The sequence below is a fragment of the Polycladidibacter stylochi genome (genome assembly GCF_001562055.1).
Taxonomy (GTDB): Bacteria; Pseudomonadota; Alphaproteobacteria; order Rhizobiales; family Stappiaceae; genus Pseudovibrio; species Pseudovibrio stylochi.
This window is the reverse complement of the sequence record NZ_LLWE01000030.1, coordinates 29,720-48,447: the sequence shown is the minus strand read 5'-3', so window position 1 is coordinate 48,447 and position 18,728 is coordinate 29,720. Positions and strand designations below refer to the sequence as shown.

Sequence of the window (18,728 nt, the reverse complement as noted above, 5' to 3'; positions counted from 1 at the left end):
GGATGCATAAGAAAATTAAAACATCATTGTTCTATGCGCTGGTTGCTCTGATTGTGGTGGTTTCGGTATTTCCGTTCTACTACGCTATTATCACCTCGTTTCGCGGCGGCACAGAGTTGTTTAGCGCTTCAGTCTTGCCCAATTCGGTTAACATTCGAAACTACATTTCGATTTTTGAAGAGCAGCCGTTTGGCACCAACATTCTCAACTCTATTCTTGTTGCAACGACTGTGGTGACTATTTCGCTAGCTCTTGCTGTGACCGCTTCCTATGCCTTGGCGCGTATCCACTTTAAAGGGCGCGGCCTGCTGCTGATGACCATTCTTTCGGTATCCATGTTCCCGCAGGTAGCGATTTTGTCGGGCATGTTCGAGCTGATCCGTGCGCTGGGGATTTATAACTCCCTGCCGGGCCTGATTGTACCAAACACCGTGTTGACCTTGCCGTTTACGGTTTGGGTGCTGACCACTTTCATGAAGGAACTTCCAAAAGAGCTTGAAGAAGCTGCGATTGTTGATGGCGCTTCCCCGTTTGTGATTGTGCGCCGGGTTTTCTTGCCCCTGATGTGGCCTGCACTGGTTACCACAGGCTTGCTTGCCTTCATTAGTGCCTGGAACGAGTTCCTGTTTGCACTCACTTTCACCCTTGTGAATGAAGTACGCACCGTACCTGTGGCAATTGCCCTGATGTCTGGTGCCAGCAAATACGAATTGCCATGGGGTAATATTATGGCGGCATCTGTGGTGGTGACCGTGCCGATTGTTGCTCTTGTGCTCATTTTCCAACGTAAAATCGTTGCCGGTCTGACTGCCGGCGCTGTTAAAGGATAATAATAATGACTGTCGCTGCAAAGATTGATGCTCCTGAAATGGAAACACGGCTGGTTAATGACCCTGATTGGTGGCGCGGTGCTGTGCTCTACCAGATTTACCCACGCTCTTTTGCCGATAGTAATGGCGATGGGGTTGGCGACTTACCTGGTATTATCGAGCGCCTGCCCTACATTGCCAACTTGGGTGCAGATGCTATTTGGATTTCACCTTTTATGAAATCGCCAATGGACGACTTTGGCTATGACGTTTCGGATTACCGTGATGTTGACCCGATGTTTGGCACACTGGATGATTTCAAGCAATTGCTGCAAGAAGCTCACAAACAAGGGCTGCGGGTGCTGATTGACTTGGTCATTTCACATACTTCTGAACAGCACGAATGGTTTGTTGAAAGTCGCCGCGACCGCACCAATGACAAGGCCGACTGGTATGTTTGGGCAAACGCAAAGGCTGATGGCAGCCCCCCCAATAACTGGCTTTCTATTTTTGGCGGCTCAGCTTGGCAGTGGGATACCCGCCGCTTACAATATTACTTGCACAACTTCTTGCGCTCGCAGCCTGATTTGAACTTCCACAATGAAGAAGTGCAAGCTGCTGTGTTGGATGCTGCTCGTTTTTGGCTGGAGTTGGGCGTGGACGGTTTCCGCCTTGATACTGTGAATTTTTACTTCCACGACCAGGAACTGCGTGACAATGGCCCCAATGAAGATTTAAGCCAGCTGAACACAGCGCCGCTCTCCAACCCTTATTCCTACCAGTACCATACCTATGATAAGTCACGCCCTGAAAACCTTGCTTTCCTAGAAAAGCTACGGGCGGTGATGGATGAGTACGATAACCGCATGTTGGTGGGCGAAATCGGCTCTGAAGAAGACCCTTACGGGTTGTTGAAGGAGTATACCGAGGGCGACAAGCGTCTTCATATGTCTTATGTGTTTGATTTGCTCTCCAACGAGCCGACACCTGATTACATTACACAGGGCGTGCGCAACCTATATGAACAAGCCCCAGGTGGTTGGCCTTGCTGGGCGATGTCGAACCACGATGTGAAACGCGTGGTTTCGCGTTTGTCTCCTGAAGCTGACAAGCGGGCTGCTGCCTCTTGTTTGCTGGCCTTGACTTCATCGCTAAAAGGCAGCCCTTGCCTTTACCAGGGGGAAGAGTTGGGCTGGAGCGAATCCGAGGTTCCCTATGAGTTGCTGCAGGATCCTTATGGCATTGAAATGTGGCCGGACTTTAAAGGTCGTGATGGTTGTCGTACTCCTATGGCATGGCGTTACACCGAGCATGGCGGCTTTACTTCTGGCACGCCCTGGTTGCCTGTTGATGAACAACACATTGCGGAAAACGTTGAAAAGCAACAACAAGACCCACATTCACCACTGCAAAAAAGCATCGCCTTTTTAAACTGGCGTAAAGAGATTAAAGCCCTGCAAAAAGGCGCGTTTGAACTGATTGAAACCGGACATGATAAAGTTTTCGGCTTTAAACGCGAATTAGACAGTGAAACCGTTGTTTGCCTGTTCAATTTGAGCAACGATTTAGCAGAGGTACACCTTGAGTTGCTTGATGGATGTGAAGTTCTTAGCGATAACGGTTTCTCATGCAGCTTGAACGGTTCCACTGCACAACTGCCCGCTTGGCAAGCTGGCTACTTTCGGCTGAACAAGTAATTTCGGGGGCAATATAATGGCTGATGTCAACTTAAGAAACGCCATAAAAGAGTTCGGTAAAACCCGCATTATCCATGGGGTTGATCTGGACATCAAAGACGGTGAGTTTGTGGTATTTGTGGGGCCTTCGGGCTGTGGCAAGTCTACCCTGTTGCGGTTGATTGCCGGACTGGAAGACATTACCGCTGGCGAGCTTTATATCGATGGTGAACTGGTAAACCAGAAAAGCCCGAAAGAGCGCCAGATTGCTATGGTGTTCCAGTCTTATGCGCTGTACCCGCATATGAACGTTTATGAGAACATGGCTTTTGGTCTTGAGCTATCCGGTGGTAGCAAAGAAGAAGTCAAGCAAAAGGTCATGGAAGCTGCGCGTATTCTCGAGCTGGAACCGTTGCTTGAACGCAAACCCAAGCAGCTTTCCGGTGGGCAGCGGCAGCGTGTGGCCATTGGCCGGGCAATTGTTCGCAATCCGAAAGTGTTCTTGTTTGATGAGCCGCTTTCTAACCTTGATGCAGCATTGCGCGTACAGATGCGTATTGAAATTGCTAAGCTGCACAAGGACATGCAAGCCACTATGGTGTATGTGACCCACGATCAAGTGGAGGCCATGACCCTGGCGGATCGGATTGTTGTGTTGAATGCGGGACGGGTTGAGCAAGTGGGATCTCCGCTTGAGTTGTACCACAAGCCCCGTAACAAATTTGTAGCCGGTTTTATTGGTTCTCCCAAGATGAACTTTTTGGAAGGGACGGTTGTAGACGCCAGTGCCACATCAATTACTGTGCAGCTGATTGACGGGGCAAGCGTGTGTGCCAATGTGGACGGCAGCAAAGCGGAAGTTGGCCAAAAAGTAAGCCTTGGCATACGCCCTGAGCACTTGAGTGTGACTGAAAGTGGCGGCTTTAGCGGCCATGTTGATGTGATTGAAGAGCTGGGCGAGAGCCACTTTCTTTATGTGCGTACCCAAAGCGGTGAGGTTATTACCGTTCAAGGCACGGGTGATGCCAAAGCAAAAAGAGGCAGTACATGCCAGCTCGCTGTGCCAAGTGATTTGGCACATGTTTTCGATGAAAACGGCTTGGCGTTTTCGCGCCACTTGAAAGACCTTGCAGCAGAGAAACTTGCAGCGCAGGCATAAATATCTGGGCGTGAAGCATTTGCTCACGTAGACTTGGGGAAGGCTCTGCTTTCCCCTTTTTTTGCCTTAGTTACTATACGTTATTTAAAATTTAACCAGCATAAATTCTTAGTGCATAATTGGTGCCCATTTAGCAAGAATTTACTGCAAACCCATTCTCTCGATATTGATTATGAAACATAACAGGTGACACCAGTAAATGGTACATTTACCTATTTCTGTATTCATAATTGCCTTGAATGAAGCCGATAGAATTGGGCGTTGCATCGAGAGCGTTCGCGGTTGGGTTGACGAGATCATCGTTGTTGATAGCGGCTCAACGGATGGTACGCCTGCCGTTGCCGAAGCCAAAGGCGCAAAAGTCATCTTTAACGCGTGGCCCGGCTATGGAGAACAAAAGCGCTTTGGCGAAGATCTGTGCCGAAATGACTGGATTTTGAATATTGATGCCGACGAAGCCGTTTCCCTTGAGCTTGCTCTTGAAATACAAAAACTCTTTGACGCAGGAGTTATTACCGCCTGCGATTTTTGGACTGTTGATATTCGCGATGTTTGGGCACATGAAGTGACCCCTGCCAAGCACGCATATGGTTATAAGCAAATTCGTTTGTATAACAGGACAATTGGCCGTTTCTCAAAGAGCACTGTACACGATACAGTTCGCCCCCCTAAGGGTGCCCAAGAAAGGCATTTAGAGGGAATAATCGAGCACCGTTCTATTCGCTCTATAGAATTCCAAGTAAACAAAATGAACCGCTACTCCACGATGCAGGTCGCAGACTTAAGAAAGCGTGGCCGTGTATTGCCTAGGTTCCGCCTTCTTAGCGAGTTCCCAATAGCTTTCTTGAAGGCCTATTTTATACGTAAATATTGTTTGTATGGCTGGTGGGGTATCGTTATCTCCACCAATTATGCCTTTTCCAGATTTTTACGTGTGGCGAAGGCACTTGAGGCCGAATTAATTGCAAGTAAAAATAAGTCAATTTAACAAAAGCAGTAGTTTTTCTTTAGCTTTAAACTGCTTCTCCAACGCACTGAATTTATTTAATTAGTTTTATTTCAAATTTGTTTTATGTTTTTAAAAAGAACGCGTATTATTGCAAAATACTTCTTGTGTTCTTAGCAATCAATACAAAGGGGTTAAAAGTTGTTCAATTGTCTTACTTTAAGTGAATTATTTTCATTCTATCACTAGATTTACTAAGGGTAACCCATTTATTCTCTTGGAAAAGAATCTCGCATTTCGTTAATGATGCGTACTAGGGGGACGGGGCAAATATGTCGCTCATCGTTGTTATCGATGACCGGGCTATAAATCGAGCGATACTTAATAAACTCGCACTTTCGGTTGAAGACGGGATTGAAACACATTGCTTTGCCAGCCCTGTTAAAGCGCTGCAGTTTATGCAGGAGGTTACGCCTGACCTCGTTGTGAGCGATTACAGCATGCCCGAAATGGATGGAGCAGAAGTTGCGAAATCTATCCGGGAAATCTCTGGCTGCCTTCATGTCCCGATTATTGTGATAACTGCGTTTTCCGACCAGACTTTTCGAATGCGCGCCCTTGAGGCAGGGGCCACAGATTTTATTCAAAGTCCGCTCGACCATAACGAGTTTTTACGCCGCGCCCGTAACCATTTAATGTGCTACAAACTCAAAAAGCAGCACAAAGCCTACAGCACCCAAATAACAGGAAACCTAGCAGAAACATCGCCCTTTATGTTTGAAGGGAATGTTGAGCAAATGTTGCAAATTCTTGACAGCGTCCCCTCGATGATTACAGCTATTGACCGGGATAATAATAGTGTGTTTGTGAATAATGCTTTTGCGCGATTTGTCGGCAAATCCAAAAGCGAAATCATTGGTCGCAATTTATATTCATTGCTTGCTTTTGGCGGCGTAAGAACCCATCAACTGCTTAACGAAAAAGTCTTTAAAACCGGCTCTGCTTTACCCCCCTTTGAAATGGAACTTCGGCTACCAAATGGTGGTAACGGACATTTCTGGGTTTCAAAGCAACCACTAGTAAACCAAAGTGGCCAAACAACACATGTGGTTACGACTGCAACAGATATAACTGATCGAAAACGTGTTGAATCCCACCTCCTGCACATCGCCCATCATGACAGCCTAACCGATTTACCGAACAGAGCATTGCTGAGCGAACGCATTGATGCGGAAATTCAGAGTTGTCGTCGTAATGGCAGCTTTTTTGCCTTACATTTTCTGGACCTGGACCGCTTTAAATCCATTAATGATGCACTTGGACACCGCGCTGGCGACCGATTGTTAGAGGTGATTGCAGAGCGGCTTAAACGGTGTATTGGCGAAAATGACCTTGTCGCCCGCCTAGGCGGTGATGAATTTGCCATTTTGCAAGCAAATCTAACTAGTAGTGAAAGCGCATTGGTTCTTGCTAACGAAGTTGTTGACCTTATTACCGAACCATTCAGCCTTGAAGGGCAACAACTACATATCGGCACCAGTATTGGCATCACTTGCTATCCTGATGACGGGTTGTCCAGCGATGAGTTGTTGCGCCATGCGGATTTGGCCATGTATCAATCGAAAGCCGAAGGGGGGAACACTTTCAGGCTTTTCTCGCAAACTATGGGGCGCAAAGCACGAGAGAATATGGCGCTTGAAGCCGAATTGCGACAAGCACTACACTGCAATCAATTCCAATTGTATTTTCAACCGCAAGTCAATCTCAAGACACGTCAAATTATCGGGGCCGAAGCGTTACTGCGCTGGAAGCGCCCCGGTCATGGCATCGTTTCACCTCAAGTTTTTTTAGCTATGGCCGAGGAAACCGGATTGATAATGGAGATTGGGGAGTGGGTTTTATTCGAGGCCTGCCGGCAAGCCCATAAGTGGCATCAAGCCGGGCTCGACCATTTGCATGTTGCCGTGAACTTTTCTCCCTCGCAATTTAGAAAACAAAATATCCCATCGCTTGTTGAGGCCGCATTACATGCTAGCAACTTACCGGCAGAAGCATTGGAAATTGAAATAACCGAGCAAATTGTGATGCATGGCGCGGATACAATTGCCCCCTCCCTGCTAGAAATACAAGGGCTTGGAGCGCGGATTTTAATTGACGATTTCGGGACGGGTTATTCATCCTTGGCTTATTTAAGCAAACTGCCAATTGATGGACTTAAAATTGACCATTGCTTTGTTAGTGACTTATTGCGCGATAAAAATAACGAGGTTATTGCCAAAGCGATTATAAGCCTTGGTCAAAGCCTTGGCCTTACAGTTTTAGCGGAAGGAATTGAAGAGCCGGAACAGGCAGCCTGGCTACGGCAAGCAGGCTGTACCAACGGGCAAGGCTATTATTTTGGCCGCCCGATGAGTGCTGATGACTTCTTCTTGCAGGTTATCCAAAACGGCCAAGTTTTTGCCTAGATTTGGTCGGTGATACTTGAAAGTAATTGCTCACATAAAACAGCAGGTCCTTGACACAATAAATGAGGTTCGTTCAGTACTGACAATAAGGTTCTTGCATTTACGTAGCCTGATTACAGCTTCTGGTGGAGAGGCGGAGATGGCACTTAACCGTGTCATTATATCATTTTGTCTCATACCTGTTGTCTATTATAGCCAAAATGCGCTCGACGACACTTATCAGCAAATTGCAACAATTCTTGGCATATTCCTTGGCACTAGCCTTATATTGTTTATTGAAGCAATTATACACCCGCACACTAGTAAAATCAGGAGAATGTTTGCACTTTTATTTGATTGTAGCACTCTTTCAATTACTCTATACTTAGGCGGCGCTACAATGGCAGCACTTTATCCAGTATTTTTCTGGGTAATATTCGGAAATGGGTTTCGCTTTGGGCAGCGCTATTTACTTCTTGCCTGTATTATATCGCTTATCGGTTTTGGTATAGTTATGCATACCCGTTATTGGGCAGAACACAGCTACCTCTCCTGGGGATTGGGCCTAAGCCTCATTATCATCCCGCTATATGCAAGTAAGCTTATTCGTGCACTGGCGGTAGCCAAGCAAAAAGCCGAGGAAGCCAACCACGCCAAAACTTTGTTTTTGGCATCAGTAAGCCATGAGTTGCGGACACCTCTGAATGCCATTATTGGAATGAGCCACTTACTTGAAGACCACTTAAGCTCGCGCGAGCAAGCGGAGATGGTTTATAGTATTCAAAACTCCGGCGAGACATTATTGAACCTGATTGACAGAGTGCTTCAATATTCCAAGCTGGAAGCAAATGAGACGGCCATTCAAGAAAAACCTTTTGATTTGAGTGTATTACTTTATGAAGTTCTCACGATATGCCAATCGGAGGCCAAAAGAAAAGGACTGCGGCTTACAACACACATTGATACCGATCTGCCAATACAACTCATAGCCGACCCACGCTACATCAAAGAGATTTTGATCAACCTAACCAGCAATGCAATTAAATTTACCGAGCATGGTTTTATTGGTGTTTACGCTCGGGCGAAGCAAATGAAGGGCGGCAAGCTCAACCTTGTGCTAGAGGTAGAAGATAGCGGCATTGGTATTAGCCCCAAGGCACAAAAACACATATTCTCGCGATTTACCCAAGCTGATGCCACAATTGTCGACCGTTTCGGGGGAAGTGGGCTCGGCCTTGCCATTGTGCAACAAATCTGCGGTTTGCTGGGGGGCACTGTTGAGGTTCAAAGCCGTGTCCAAATTGGTTCAGTTTTCCGCGTTGAACTTCCCATTCATCGTGCTGTGCCCTCACCAAGCTGGACAAACTTTACCAAAAACCGCTGCCTCTATGTTCATGAACGGTCATCGGATATTGAAGCGATCTCCCAACGGCTGGGACAGTGGAATATGCAAATACTGAACTTCCACAGTCTGCAAGATGCGGTCAATGTGTATTTGCAGCTGCCACCTGACCACATTCTGCCCCTTCTCCTTATCGAGCTGCCTTTCGGGAATACTCTTAAAAAACGGCAGTATATTGAGAAGGTACACCGACTACACAATACTTTGCATGGACTTATCATATCGCGGCGACTTAATCCTGAAAACATATTGCTTGTTGGCGACCAGCAGTTTTTTCGAATTAAAAGTCGCGGTGTCAGGTTTATGGAGCGCTACGGCTTACCAGCACTACGGCATTTGTGCCATGCTATTATCAACCGCGATGACATATACTCCATGCAGTTTCACAGAGCCTTATACAGTATAAGTGTGCGCGGTGAAGGGCCAAAAGAAAAGCTTGCCAATAGCGAACCTTATACCTCGCAATATCGGGATTTAAAAATACTTGCGGCCGACGATAATATTACGAACCAACAGGTAATAACGAAAATACTTGAAAAGGGTGGGCACAGTTGCGACTTGGCCCAAAACGGCGAAGAAGCCTTGGAGCTTTTAGGACGTAAAGCCTATGATCTACTATTGTTAGATATGAATATGCCGGTGATGAATGGCCTTGAGACGATTAAACTCCAACGTTACAGCGAGATAACCGGAACAAGGTTACCCATTATAGCCATTACCGCAGATACCACAGCGCAAGCCAAAACAAATGCACTAAACGCTGGCGCTGACCAATGTACCGCCAAGCCAATAGCCCCTAACGAGCTTTTACGACTAATTGATGAGACATTGCGCGCTCTTGGGCGCCCTTTTGACGGGGGCGAAGCGCGCTCGATTGAAGGAAAGCTCATTAACCTACAAGAGCACATGAACAGCGGTCTTGGGCCTGTTAGAAACATGGCTTTCGCGAGTGATAAGCTCTTGAATAATGCGACACTGATTGAACTAGTTGAGCTGGGGGGGGCAGCATTTGTGCAAAAACTTGCCGACGACTACTTGCAAGAAGCGCAAGAACTTATTGAGCAAATAGAAGGGGCAATGAGTGCAAAAGACAATAGCAAAGTGCGCAGCCTGGCACATGCTCTTAAATCAATCTCCGGTAATTTGGGAGTGAAGGCTATCGAAAAAATATGCCGTCAGCTTGAAAACATGTCAGCGCATAAACTTGGTACCCAAGGTGGGGACGCGTTACTGGCTTTAAAGAACTCGCTCCCACTTATTCGCGAAGCTATATTTGAAGTGGTTGAAACAGCTTGCGAATAGAAAGACGCATGGATACCCTTGCGCCTTCTATCAAACTTATAATTTTGCCTTTGAATTACATGCACGCTAAAAACTTTAACGGCGCAGCGCCTGTGCGGGCTGTGGAGCAAATTTATCTTGTGCGCTCACCAACCGCTGCATTTTGCGAAGGTCTTGCGGGCTTAAGCGCAGTGCAGCCTCTACCCAAATATCTACCACAGATTTGAGTTCTTCATAGGATACTGGCTGAACCTGCTTGCCTGCTTGAAAGATTGCTGAATATGCATTGTGCTTGCGGTGATGATTCTTGATATAGGCGTGCGTTGTCGAGCGCCCCTCACCTTCATTGGCAAGAACATCTACCAGCCCCATGTCGAAAAGCTCTTGTGCGCTGTAGAGTATGCCAGAAGAAATTATTTTCTCTGCCAGCTTCCCCCCTAATTTGCGCGAGAGGAAGCTATAAGCTCCCATGCCCGGAAACAAATTAAACAATATCTCTGGAAGCCCCATTTTGACTTGCTTCTCGGCAATAATAACATCGCAAGACAATGCTGTTTCAAAGCCGCCACCCAAGGCATCGCCCTGTAACATTGCTATGGTGATTACTGGCTGGTTCGATGCAATTGCATTGCGGTGAATGACATCAATGCAAGCAGTTGCATAAGCTGTGAGCTGGGCTTTGTTAGCACTTGCGATAAGTTGTTGGAATAAATTCAAATCCCCACCTAAATTGAATACGCCATCGCAATCGGAACCAATGACTTTGTACTTCACCGGCATTTGTGCACCTGAGCTGTAAGCCTGATTAAGGCGTTTCATGGTATACTGCGCCTCGGCGAGTTCATGTAATAGCTCCGGTGTAAAACATGGTCTTGTTTCAGCAAGCATTGTGAGCCAGAGCGTGTTGATATTCGCATCAAATTCCAGATCAACCTGACTGCTTGAAGACGCAATAAACTGTTGTTCAAGTGATACTTCGGTTACCTTTTTTGTAAGGTCGTTATTTGCTTTTGTAACTTTAGAGCCAATTGATTTGATTTTTGGATTTATTTGTAGGTCTGTTGCAAAAGACATGTTATTCCCCATTTTCCGGCGTGTTGCCGTCTGCGCTTTTAAAAATGGCGACCGATGACTTCATTCACCCTTTGATTTAGAAACAAGGGGTTTTTAAGCTTTTTTCTGTCGCCGCATTAACTACAACCCAAGAGAAAATGTGATCGACTATTAGAAAAATTCATTTCATTTATAGATTCCCTAGATGTAGTTTGAATAAATAAACATATACTTCATTAACATAAAAGCTATATTCGGAAACCGGTACTTACTTTAGATTTTAATCTAATTTTTATTATTATAGTTATCTCAGCACTGAAGAAGCTAAGCAAACACACAGGTACTAGGCTTGATGTGCCTTATTCATAGCGATACAAGCAAGTCTCAACGGACTTATGCTTCACGCTAGATATTTTGGAGTTTTTGTGGGTAAACAGGTGGTTATCATTGGTGCCGGGCCTGCCGGACTAATCGCGGCTCAAATGCTAGCAGAGCAAGGAATTGATGTTGCTATCTATGACCAGAAAAAGACTGCAGCCCGCAAATTTCTCATGGCCGGGCATGGGGGCCTGAACTTAACACATAGTGAAGACCTCAGCTCTTTTATAGAAAAATACCGCCCTTTCGAGCCGAAGCTCATTCAAGCTATTCAAACCTTCACGCCGGAAAAACTCTGCGCCTGGAGCTCTGATCTCGGAATTGATTGTTTCACGGGCTCAAGTGGGCGCATTTTTCCTCAAACTTTCAAGGCCTCACCACTTCTACGCGCCTGGTTGTTGCGCTTAGAAGCGTTGGGCGTGCGCTTGTTGAGTGAACATCGGTGGATAGGTTTTGGCGAGGCCGCGCAATTACTCTTTGAAACCCCAACAAAAGACATTGTTCATGTAAAGGCTGATTGCACACTTTTGGCATTGGGCGGAGCCTCTTGGCCCAAGCTTGGCTCAACCGGTGACTGGAGCACAATATTGCAAAAGCACCATATTGAGCTCGCACCGTTTTTACCAAGCAACTGCGGTCTTCAAATCCCCTTTTCATCATATTTTATCGAGAAGTTCAAAGGTCAGCCCCTTAAGCGAATTGCACTTACGCATGACGGCAGACGTATTGAGGGGGAAGCGCTCATTGATAAAAGCGGGCTTGAGGGCGGTGCGATATATGCACTCTCATCTTTTGTTCGTGATGATGTTCTTCAACACGGCTTTGCTATGATAAATGTAGATCTGCGCCCTGATCAAACTTTGGCGCAGCTTCAGCAAAGGCTGTTGCGACCAAGAGGCAAACAATCATTAAGTAACTATCTGCGTAAAGCAGTGGGCTTATCGCCTATTGCCATAGCCCTATTGCGTGAAGCGGGGCCGGTACCAAGCAATGCAACAGAACTTGCAGTACAAATCAAAGCTTTACCATTTAAAGTGAATGGATACCGCGGCCTTGAGCGCGCAATTTCCTCGGCAGGTGGCCTTCGTTTTTCTGAACTGGACGACCAGTGGATGATTAAAAAAATACCCGGTATTTTTGCTGCTGGAGAAATGCTTGACTGGGAAGCGCCAACCGGCGGCTATTTGCTGCAAGGTACATTTGCAAGTGGTGTTGCGGCGGCTAAAGGTATGATGAAATTTTTAGGCCAATAAAGGCTAAAAAATGAAATGCCCTTAATGAACATAAACAAGGCTAGTATTTAGGCTAAGAATTGTGTAATGAAAGTTATAGGTAGCAAATGCCCAGTACTTTTGGAGCTTGAGTCCTGCAAAGGAAACGGCTAGTGCTACTGATGATATCCCAGGGGGTAGCACCCTCACGGCTTTTGGTGTTTTGGTGTCTGCCACGGTAGGTCCAGACAGCACAGGAGCAGGTAACTGCTATATCAACGGGCTGTTGTTTAAGACCCGGCTGAGACTGCGACTATGCCATGTGGCCAAACGCCAGACTTACCCGACTAAATTGACTGCTCGTCCCTTCATGCACCTTACGGGGTGTGCCTAATAACGGGTTAAGAGGACGTTTGTAACATGCGCCAGAATGGTACCCTTAAATTCTTCAATCACGATCGTGGTTTCGGCTTCATTACACCTAGCGAAGGTGGCAAAGACATCTTTGTTCATATTACAGCTTTTGAGCGCTCCGGCGTTGCTGTTCCTGCTGAAGGTGCTGCTTTGACCTTCATCGCAGAAGAAGACCGCCGTGGCCGTGGCCAGCAGGCAGCTCAAATTGAACTGAGCTAATTTTTTTGCCCCTCACCTACCTGTTAGGTTGAGGGGCATTTTTTATTGTCTGAATACAACTTTTTTTTATTTCCGCATTAATTAACAACTATGTAACGCAACGTTACAATCAGGTTGCGCAAGTAATAATACATACACATTCAAGTCTGAACCTTAAGAAATAAACGATCGTTACAGTTGTGCGATTCGAAGCTCTGCCAATTATTTATTGGAATGGCTTTTATTAATCGGTTATTTTTGCTAGGCTTTTATATCTTGTCGCGTAATTATTAAAACAAAGACAAAAACTAAATTGCTTGAATCAGGAAAAGCCAGTGAAGATTAGTAATCGCTCCGCCAGAACTCGTGAACGCATACTTGAGGCAGCAGTTAACTATATTGACGAAGGTGGTACCAGCTTCTCACTTGACGAAATAGCGCGATTAGCGAGCATTTCAAAAGGAGGACTGCTTTATAACTTCCCGACTAAAAATGCCCTGATTAAAGCAATTATTGAGTATTATATTAATGACCTAGAACAAGGGGTTGCGGATGCAGAAGCCGAGCTGGCAGATGACCCTTACCCGAATAAGCTGGCACGTGCATTGCTGATTGGAATCAAGCAGCGGGTGAGCTGCAAAGAGCAAGTGCATTCAGGTATTCTTGTGGCCATTGGTGAGGACAACTCTTTACTTGATGCCATGCGCCGCTTTAATCAAAATCTATACAGCCGGATTTTAGAGGAAAGCGAAAACCCGGAACTTGCCAGCCTTGTTTATATGGCTATTGAAGGTGTGCGTGCGCAAAAGCTCTTTGATATCTTACCTGCCACTTTTGACCAAACCATCGAGAAGTTCGACTATTTAATCGAATTACTCAAAAGGGATGTCTCTTTAAAAATTGCCTAGGATATCGATTATATCTTGGGCTGGCTTTATCCCTTGCCTGCTTTGAGTTGTTCATGCTTGACATTTTGAAGTGGGATTCTATGAGAAATTTATGCAGAAAACAGATGTAGTAATTATCGGCGGTGGTGCAGCAGGGCTCATGTGTGCCATTGAAGCGGGAAAACGCGGCCGCAGTGTTGTGGTGTTGGACCATAGTAATAAACTTGCCGAGAAAATTCGTATTTCTGGTGGCGGTCGGTGTAACTTCACCAACTTACATTGTAACCCTGCCAACTACCTTGGCGAAAATCCCCGGTTTTGTGTTTCTGCTCTTAAGCGCTTTTCCCAGCACGACTTTATTGAGCTCGTTGAGAGCTATGGGATTGGCTGGCACGAAAAAACGCTTGGCCAGTTATTTTGTAATGAGAGTGCTACTGACATCATAAACATGCTGCTGCATTTATTAGAGCCACTTGATGCCAGCATTAAGCTGGAATGCCATATTCAGGAGATTAGAGCTCAAGACCAGGGGTTCACGGTTACGAGTAGTGCGGGCACCTTAGAGTGCCAAAGCCTTGTTATTGCAACCGGTGGCCCATCAATACCTAAAATTGGTGCCACTAGTTTTGGTTATAATGTGGCTAAAAAGTTTGGTATTGCGGTTATTCCGCCGCGCCCTGCTCTGGTGCCCTTGGTATTTGACCAAGATATGCGCGAGAAGAGTAAACACCTTTCCGGACTTAGTGTGGACGCCATAGTAAAGTATGGCAGCATCTCTTTTCGTGAGGGCTTGCTGTTTACGCATCGCGGTTTATCGGGGCCATCTATTTTGCAAATATCGTCTTATTGGCGCGAAGGTGGCTTATTGCAAATTAACCTATTCCCTGATGGAAATTGCTATGAGAGCCTGCGGCAAGCGCGTAGCGACACGCCTCGGCGGGAGATTTCCACCCTCGTTGCGGAACTTCTTCCTAAGCGTTTGGCTACATTTATATGCGAGCAGCATCGCTTTAATGGCAAAATAGCTGACTTTAGTGATAAGAAACTGCGGCTTTTACATGAAGCCATTCACAACTGGCAGGTAAAGCCCGTCGGCACGGAAGGCTATAGAACAGCCGAGGTTACCGCAGGCGGTGTTGATACCAATGCACTTTCATCAAAAACAATGGCTGCCAAAGTTAATTCTAATTTGTACTTTATCGGGGAAGTGGTTGACATAACCGGCCATCTTGGTGGCTTCAACTTTCAATGGGCTTGGTCTTCCGGCTATGCAGCCGGGCAGTATGTTTAGTGATACAAATATTAATCAATGTTCAATTCTTAATTTTTACCTCATTTTAGATTTCAATTTATGAGTTCATTACCCAACATCTTCTTACTGACTAATTATAGTTGTATGCGCAAGCATATTGTGTTAGATATTATATATGCATGAACATGCATTTATAAAGAAAAGTATTTATTGTACAATTTCAGCATCTTATAAGACATTCCAATAAATATCATAAAGGAATATCGAACAGGATAAGAGAATTTGGCAACGAAAATACGATGATAACAAATTCACTTTGTTACATCGAAACCTCTGAAGTTAACTTATAACTGGAGTAGGAGATATCATGAGCTGGGTATATTTAGGAATAGCAGTGATTTTTGAGATCGCTGTCGCAATATCTGCCGGTAATGCAAATGGTTTTAAAAACCTAAAATGGACACTTCTAACCTTAATGAGTGGCGCAGTTGCAACATTTTTTTTAAGCCTCGCCTTACTTACGTTCGATGTCGGCGTTGGGTATGCCATTTGGACGTCCATTTCAGGTGTCGGGATTGTTATCCTAGGTAGTTTATTCTTTAATCAACACCTAGACTGGAGAAAAATACTAGGCATTCTAGTAATTATTATTGGTGTAGTTGGACTAAGAATAACTGGTGCTGCGTAACCATTCCCAGAAAGGAAACGACTATGTCTACTAATGTAAATTCTGAAATTTCATCTATTAATCACAACAGAGCTTGGCTTATGTTAATATTAGCTGGTTTTTTTGAAATTGGATATGCACTTTGCGTTGGTGCTAGCCAAGCTTTTACTGTATTTACTTGGTCCATATTTGCCGTATTTTTCTTTTTGCTGACGCTTTACGCTCTCAGCGTTGCCCTAAAAGCGATAGATGTAGGCATTGGATATGCTGTTTGGGCTGGAATTGGTGCTGTGGGAGCCGCAGTGTTAGGACCATACTTCTTAGACCAAAAATTAGAGCTTAATCAAGCAATCTGGCTAGCTGTAATAATCATCGGAGTAATCTGGCTGAAGCTCGCCGATAGCGTGAAACTACGCTCTTAATCTAAATAATATTAAAAGTTTAGACCAATATTAATATTTGCTTCATTTACTTGCATATGCATATTATAAACCCCTTGTTACGGGGAGCACACAACAAATGGTATCTGATAGCTTGGTTTGGGACAAGCTAAAACAAATAGTTACGGCTGTTGAAGCTGATGTTGCTAAGGAAATGCAACGCAAACACAATATTGGTCTTTCTGAGTTTCACGCACTTAGGTTTTTAGCAGCTGCTAAAAACTCTGAGTTACGTATGCAACAATTAGCTGATTTGATTGGTTTAAATCAAAGTTCAGTAACCAGACTCGTTAGTAGATTAGAGGCTAATGGCTTTACGATCCGGGATAATTGCCCAAAAGACAAACGCGGTATATATACTATATTAACAGACCGTGGCCGGAAACATTATGACACAGCCTTTGTTGACTATGAAAATATATTAAGCAAATCACTTCGTGAAACTAAACGCGAATACAGCAATGAAGAGATATTGGGGATTGTTACTCTGCTTACAACATAATTACAAACACCGATGCCTTTAACCAACGACTTTATGTTCACCAGATGACAATGAATTCGCACATAAGTTTTTCAGTGTCCCCCTATCGTATTTGTCAATCCTAAGAGATATCTTGTTCATCGGCATAGATAAATGTAGCAAAAACACTAGGTATGGCATAATTTATAATGATTCTAAATTACTCCTGTGTTATAGTTGAGTATAAGAGCCATATTTTCATTTGACGTGGAGGCGCTTTTTAGCGCATTGTCGAGCAATGAGACTAACACAACAAACAAATTATGCTGTTCGTGCACTTATGTATTGTGCGGCTAATCCGGATAAGCCCAGTAAGGTAGCCGATATTGCTGCCACTTTCACCATGTCTGAAACACACCTTTTTAAAATCATGAAGGTGCTTGTTGATGCTGGACTTATGAAGACTATTCGTGGACGTAACGGCGGCATTACATTGCCCCGGCCGGCTGAAGAAATTACAGTTGGTCAGGTGGTTCGTGCCACAGAAGAGAACTTTTTGCTGGCAGAGTGTTTTGATGGTGGCAAGCCGGATTGTCCCCTTGTGAATCATTGTGGCTTCAACAGCATCCTACATAAAGCGCTCGATGCTTTTTTAGGGGTCCTTGATACCTGCACAATTGCCGACTTGGCGGATAATCGCAACAATATTCGGCACCTTTTACATATGGAGCCCAGCGAAACAACAGCCGCCTAATTCTTAGAGGGCTGTTGTTGCCTTTAATAGTTTTATTTAAAGCCTAAGGGGACCCGAATAGAAATGGGTAAACCAAAGCCAGCTGGTGGTTTGGCAAAAGGAGCGGCTTTGTTGACCACTTTAAGGGCAGCCTTATCCAGTATTTCTCTACCGCTAGAGCGCACTACCCTAACGTTTTGCACCTTCCCGCTGGCCAGAATCGTAAAACCAACCGTTACCGTACCTTTCCAATTTCTGCTTTGGGCTTTTCGCGGATAATAACGTGGCAAATACCGACGTAATTTCTTTGATACTTTGCCGTAATAATTGGATTTAAGAGCGTTTCCTTTGATATCACCATCTTTGGCGCGCCCCCCACTTCCTTTGGGCTGGTTACTTTTCTTCTTTGAGGAAGAACCTTTTCGCGCCGTTATATTCGCCCCTTTAACCATTGCACTGCGTTTTTTGGGTGCAATTGCTTTAACGGGCGTTTTCGTTGGTTCAATCGGCTTGCTTTTTGCGGCAACCTTTACCTTTTCCGGCCTCTTTTGCACCACTTTATGCGGCTTGCTCGGTACTTTAGGTTTAACCTTGCTTGGTTTTACCTTGCTTTGCCGCGGTTTTAAAATGACGCCTGTTGCCTGTGGTTTTAAGGCCTTCAATGGTTCGATTTGCTCAAGCGTTTGTGGCTTCACTTCAAGCTCTTCAAGAGGCTTTGGCTCTGCCGCATTTTGTGTGGCCGTTGAGCCTTGTACCATATCTTCTAGCGAGCCTGTTACACTAAGTGCCGACCCAGCCTTTGCAGCAATCTCAATTTTCGCAGTCGGTTTTGTAAAAAAAGCAAGGGCACTTAGGTGAACTGCGAGTGAGAGGAGCGTGACTAACAAGAGCTTATAAACAAGTGGCGTTTTGCTAAGGCGCTGCATGATTACCCCACTGCCATCTTGGTCAAAAGCAAGATCTCGGTAATTCCTGATTTTTTCAGCTCATTGATGATCTTTAATAGATTAATGGCCTGCATATCTTTTGATGCGACTACTACGAGCGGCTCTTCCTTACTATAAAGCTCCTTATTTATCTGCTCCAGTTCAATAGCGGTTTCATTCATTTGCAGGCTGCCATCTTGAGCAACAACCAATGCACCACTTGCTGAAATCTGCTCTGTCTTCTCACTCTTTTCCGGCACGCGAACAGACTTGGCGTCATCACGATCTATTGTGCCGGCAAATATGAAGAAAATGAGCATTAGAAAAACGATATTGATAAGCGGAATCGTATTTTCTAAGGACTGCTTTTTTTTGGGTACTGATAAACGCAT

The 18,728-nt window shown here is 45.1% G+C and carries 17 protein-coding genes; 14 read left to right on the top strand and 3 right to left on the bottom strand.

The features are described 5' to 3' along the window. The first annotated feature begins 2 nt into the window (after positions 1–2). From AYK67_RS13595 to AYK67_RS13570, 6 genes are all read left to right on the top strand, one after another. Complete coding sequence (locus tag AYK67_RS13595; protein ID WP_068087846.1) at positions 3–830, top strand: carbohydrate ABC transporter permease; 828 nt, start codon at positions 3–5, stop codon at positions 828–830. A 5-nt stretch (positions 831–835) separates the two neighbouring features. Next, positions 836–2,506 carry an alpha-glucosidase family protein gene (locus tag AYK67_RS13590; RefSeq protein WP_068087844.1) on the top strand — a complete coding sequence of 557 codons (1,671 nt, stop codon included), beginning with the start codon at positions 836–838 and terminating at the stop codon, positions 2,504–2,506. Positions 2,507–2,522: 16 nt separating this feature from the next. Further along, positions 2,523–3,644 (top strand): ABC transporter ATP-binding protein, encoded by a 1,122-nt coding sequence (locus AYK67_RS13585; protein WP_068087842.1) that lies wholly within the window; start codon positions 2,523–2,525, stop codon positions 3,642–3,644. A 199-nt stretch (positions 3,645–3,843) separates the two neighbouring features. After that, positions 3,844–4,632 (top strand): glycosyltransferase family 2 protein, encoded by a 789-nt coding sequence (locus AYK67_RS13580; protein WP_068087840.1) that lies wholly within the window; start codon positions 3,844–3,846, stop codon positions 4,630–4,632. Between the two features lie 290 nt (positions 4,633–4,922). Next, a complete protein-coding gene (locus tag AYK67_RS13575) occupies positions 4,923–7,055 on the top strand; it encodes a GGDEF/EAL-containing response regulator (protein WP_068087836.1) in 2,133 nt (710 codons plus the stop codon). 379 nt (positions 7,056–7,434) lie between these two features. Beyond that, the gene (locus tag AYK67_RS13570) at positions 7,435–9,738 is read left to right on the top strand and encodes a response regulator (RefSeq protein WP_162265113.1); all 2,304 of its coding nucleotides are present in this window, start codon (positions 7,435–7,437) and stop codon (positions 9,736–9,738) included. 75 nt (positions 9,739–9,813) lie between these two features. Here AYK67_RS13570 and AYK67_RS13565 read toward each other — a convergent pair whose 3' ends face one another. Continuing rightward, positions 9,814–10,791: a crotonase/enoyl-CoA hydratase family protein gene (locus AYK67_RS13565; RefSeq protein WP_082735824.1), complete on the bottom strand. Its 978-nt coding sequence runs from the start codon at positions 10,789–10,791 to the stop codon at positions 9,814–9,816. 404 nt (positions 10,792–11,195) lie between these two features. On the opposite strand from AYK67_RS13565, the gene AYK67_RS13560 reads away from it, so the two are divergent. From AYK67_RS13560 to rirA, 8 genes are all read left to right on the top strand, one after another. Beyond that, positions 11,196–12,401: an FAD-dependent monooxygenase gene (locus tag AYK67_RS13560; RefSeq protein WP_244266928.1), complete on the top strand. Its 1,206-nt coding sequence runs from the start codon at positions 11,196–11,198 to the stop codon at positions 12,399–12,401. A gap of 378 nt (positions 12,402–12,779) precedes the next feature. Then, positions 12,780–12,992, top strand: a complete 213-nt coding sequence (locus tag AYK67_RS13555; protein ID WP_068087827.1) for a cold-shock protein — start codon at positions 12,780–12,782, stop codon at positions 12,990–12,992. Between the two features lie 314 nt (positions 12,993–13,306). After that, positions 13,307–13,879: a TetR/AcrR family transcriptional regulator gene (locus AYK67_RS13550; protein WP_068087820.1), complete on the top strand. Its 573-nt coding sequence runs from the start codon at positions 13,307–13,309 to the stop codon at positions 13,877–13,879. Positions 13,880–13,970: 91 nt separating this feature from the next. Then, positions 13,971–15,149: a BaiN/RdsA family NAD(P)/FAD-dependent oxidoreductase gene (locus AYK67_RS13545; protein ID WP_068087817.1), complete on the top strand. Its 1,179-nt coding sequence runs from the start codon at positions 13,971–13,973 to the stop codon at positions 15,147–15,149. A 328-nt stretch (positions 15,150–15,477) separates the two neighbouring features. Then, positions 15,478–15,798: a DMT family transporter gene (locus AYK67_RS13540; RefSeq protein WP_068087815.1), complete on the top strand. Its 321-nt coding sequence runs from the start codon at positions 15,478–15,480 to the stop codon at positions 15,796–15,798. A gap of 23 nt (positions 15,799–15,821) precedes the next feature. Further along, positions 15,822–16,199 (top strand): DMT family transporter, encoded by a 378-nt coding sequence (locus AYK67_RS13535; RefSeq protein ID WP_068087814.1) that lies wholly within the window; start codon positions 15,822–15,824, stop codon positions 16,197–16,199. Positions 16,200–16,296: 97 nt separating this feature from the next. After that, on the top strand, positions 16,297–16,719 hold the full coding sequence (locus tag AYK67_RS13530; protein WP_068087812.1) for a MarR family winged helix-turn-helix transcriptional regulator: 423 nt from the start codon (positions 16,297–16,299) through the stop codon (positions 16,717–16,719). Between the two features lie 256 nt (positions 16,720–16,975). After that, a complete protein-coding gene (gene rirA, locus AYK67_RS13525) occupies positions 16,976–17,431 on the top strand; it encodes an iron-responsive transcriptional regulator RirA (protein WP_082735822.1) in 456 nt (151 codons plus the stop codon). Between the two features lie 32 nt (positions 17,432–17,463). On the opposite strand, the gene AYK67_RS13520 is transcribed toward rirA, so the two are convergent. Continuing rightward, positions 17,464–18,336 (bottom strand): energy transducer TonB family protein, encoded by an 873-nt coding sequence (locus AYK67_RS13520; RefSeq protein ID WP_068087810.1) that lies wholly within the window; start codon positions 18,334–18,336, stop codon positions 17,464–17,466. Between the two features lie 2 nt (positions 18,337–18,338). Beyond that, a complete protein-coding gene (locus tag AYK67_RS13515; RefSeq protein ID WP_068087809.1) occupies positions 18,339–18,728 on the bottom strand; it encodes an ExbD/TolR family protein in 390 nt (129 codons plus the stop codon).

Bases quoted from the DNA above. Each gene is read 5' to 3' on its own strand.
- rirA (WP_082735822.1), top strand. From the start codon at position 16,976: ATGAGACTAACACAACAAACAAATTATGCTGTTCGTGCACTTATGTAT.
- AYK67_RS13540 (WP_068087815.1), top strand. From the start codon at position 15,478: ATGAGCTGGGTATATTTAGGAATAGCAGTGATTTTTGAGATCGCTGTC.
- AYK67_RS13515 (WP_068087809.1), bottom strand. From the start codon at position 18,728: ATGCGTTTATCAGTACCCAAAAAAAAGCAGTCCTTAGAAAATACGATT.
- AYK67_RS13535 (WP_068087814.1), top strand. From the start codon at position 15,822: ATGTCTACTAATGTAAATTCTGAAATTTCATCTATTAATCACAACAGA.
- AYK67_RS13565 (WP_082735824.1), bottom strand. From the start codon at position 10,791: ATGTCTTTTGCAACAGACCTACAAATAAATCCAAAAATCAAATCAATT.
- AYK67_RS13585 (WP_068087842.1), top strand. From the start codon at position 2,523: ATGGCTGATGTCAACTTAAGAAACGCCATAAAAGAGTTCGGTAAAACC.
- AYK67_RS13595 (WP_068087846.1), top strand. From the start codon at position 3: ATGCATAAGAAAATTAAAACATCATTGTTCTATGCGCTGGTTGCTCTG.
- AYK67_RS13575 (WP_068087836.1), top strand. From the start codon at position 4,923: ATGTCGCTCATCGTTGTTATCGATGACCGGGCTATAAATCGAGCGATA.
- AYK67_RS13530 (WP_068087812.1), top strand. From the start codon at position 16,297: ATGGTATCTGATAGCTTGGTTTGGGACAAGCTAAAACAAATAGTTACG.
- AYK67_RS13545 (WP_068087817.1), top strand. From the start codon at position 13,971: ATGCAGAAAACAGATGTAGTAATTATCGGCGGTGGTGCAGCAGGGCTC.
- AYK67_RS13580 (WP_068087840.1), top strand. From the start codon at position 3,844: ATGGTACATTTACCTATTTCTGTATTCATAATTGCCTTGAATGAAGCC.
- AYK67_RS13590 (WP_068087844.1), top strand. From the start codon at position 836: ATGACTGTCGCTGCAAAGATTGATGCTCCTGAAATGGAAACACGGCTG.
- AYK67_RS13570 (WP_162265113.1), top strand. From the start codon at position 7,435: ATGGCAGCACTTTATCCAGTATTTTTCTGGGTAATATTCGGAAATGGG.
- AYK67_RS13555 (WP_068087827.1), top strand. From the start codon at position 12,780: ATGCGCCAGAATGGTACCCTTAAATTCTTCAATCACGATCGTGGTTTC.
- AYK67_RS13520 (WP_068087810.1), bottom strand. From the start codon at position 18,336: ATGCAGCGCCTTAGCAAAACGCCACTTGTTTATAAGCTCTTGTTAGTC.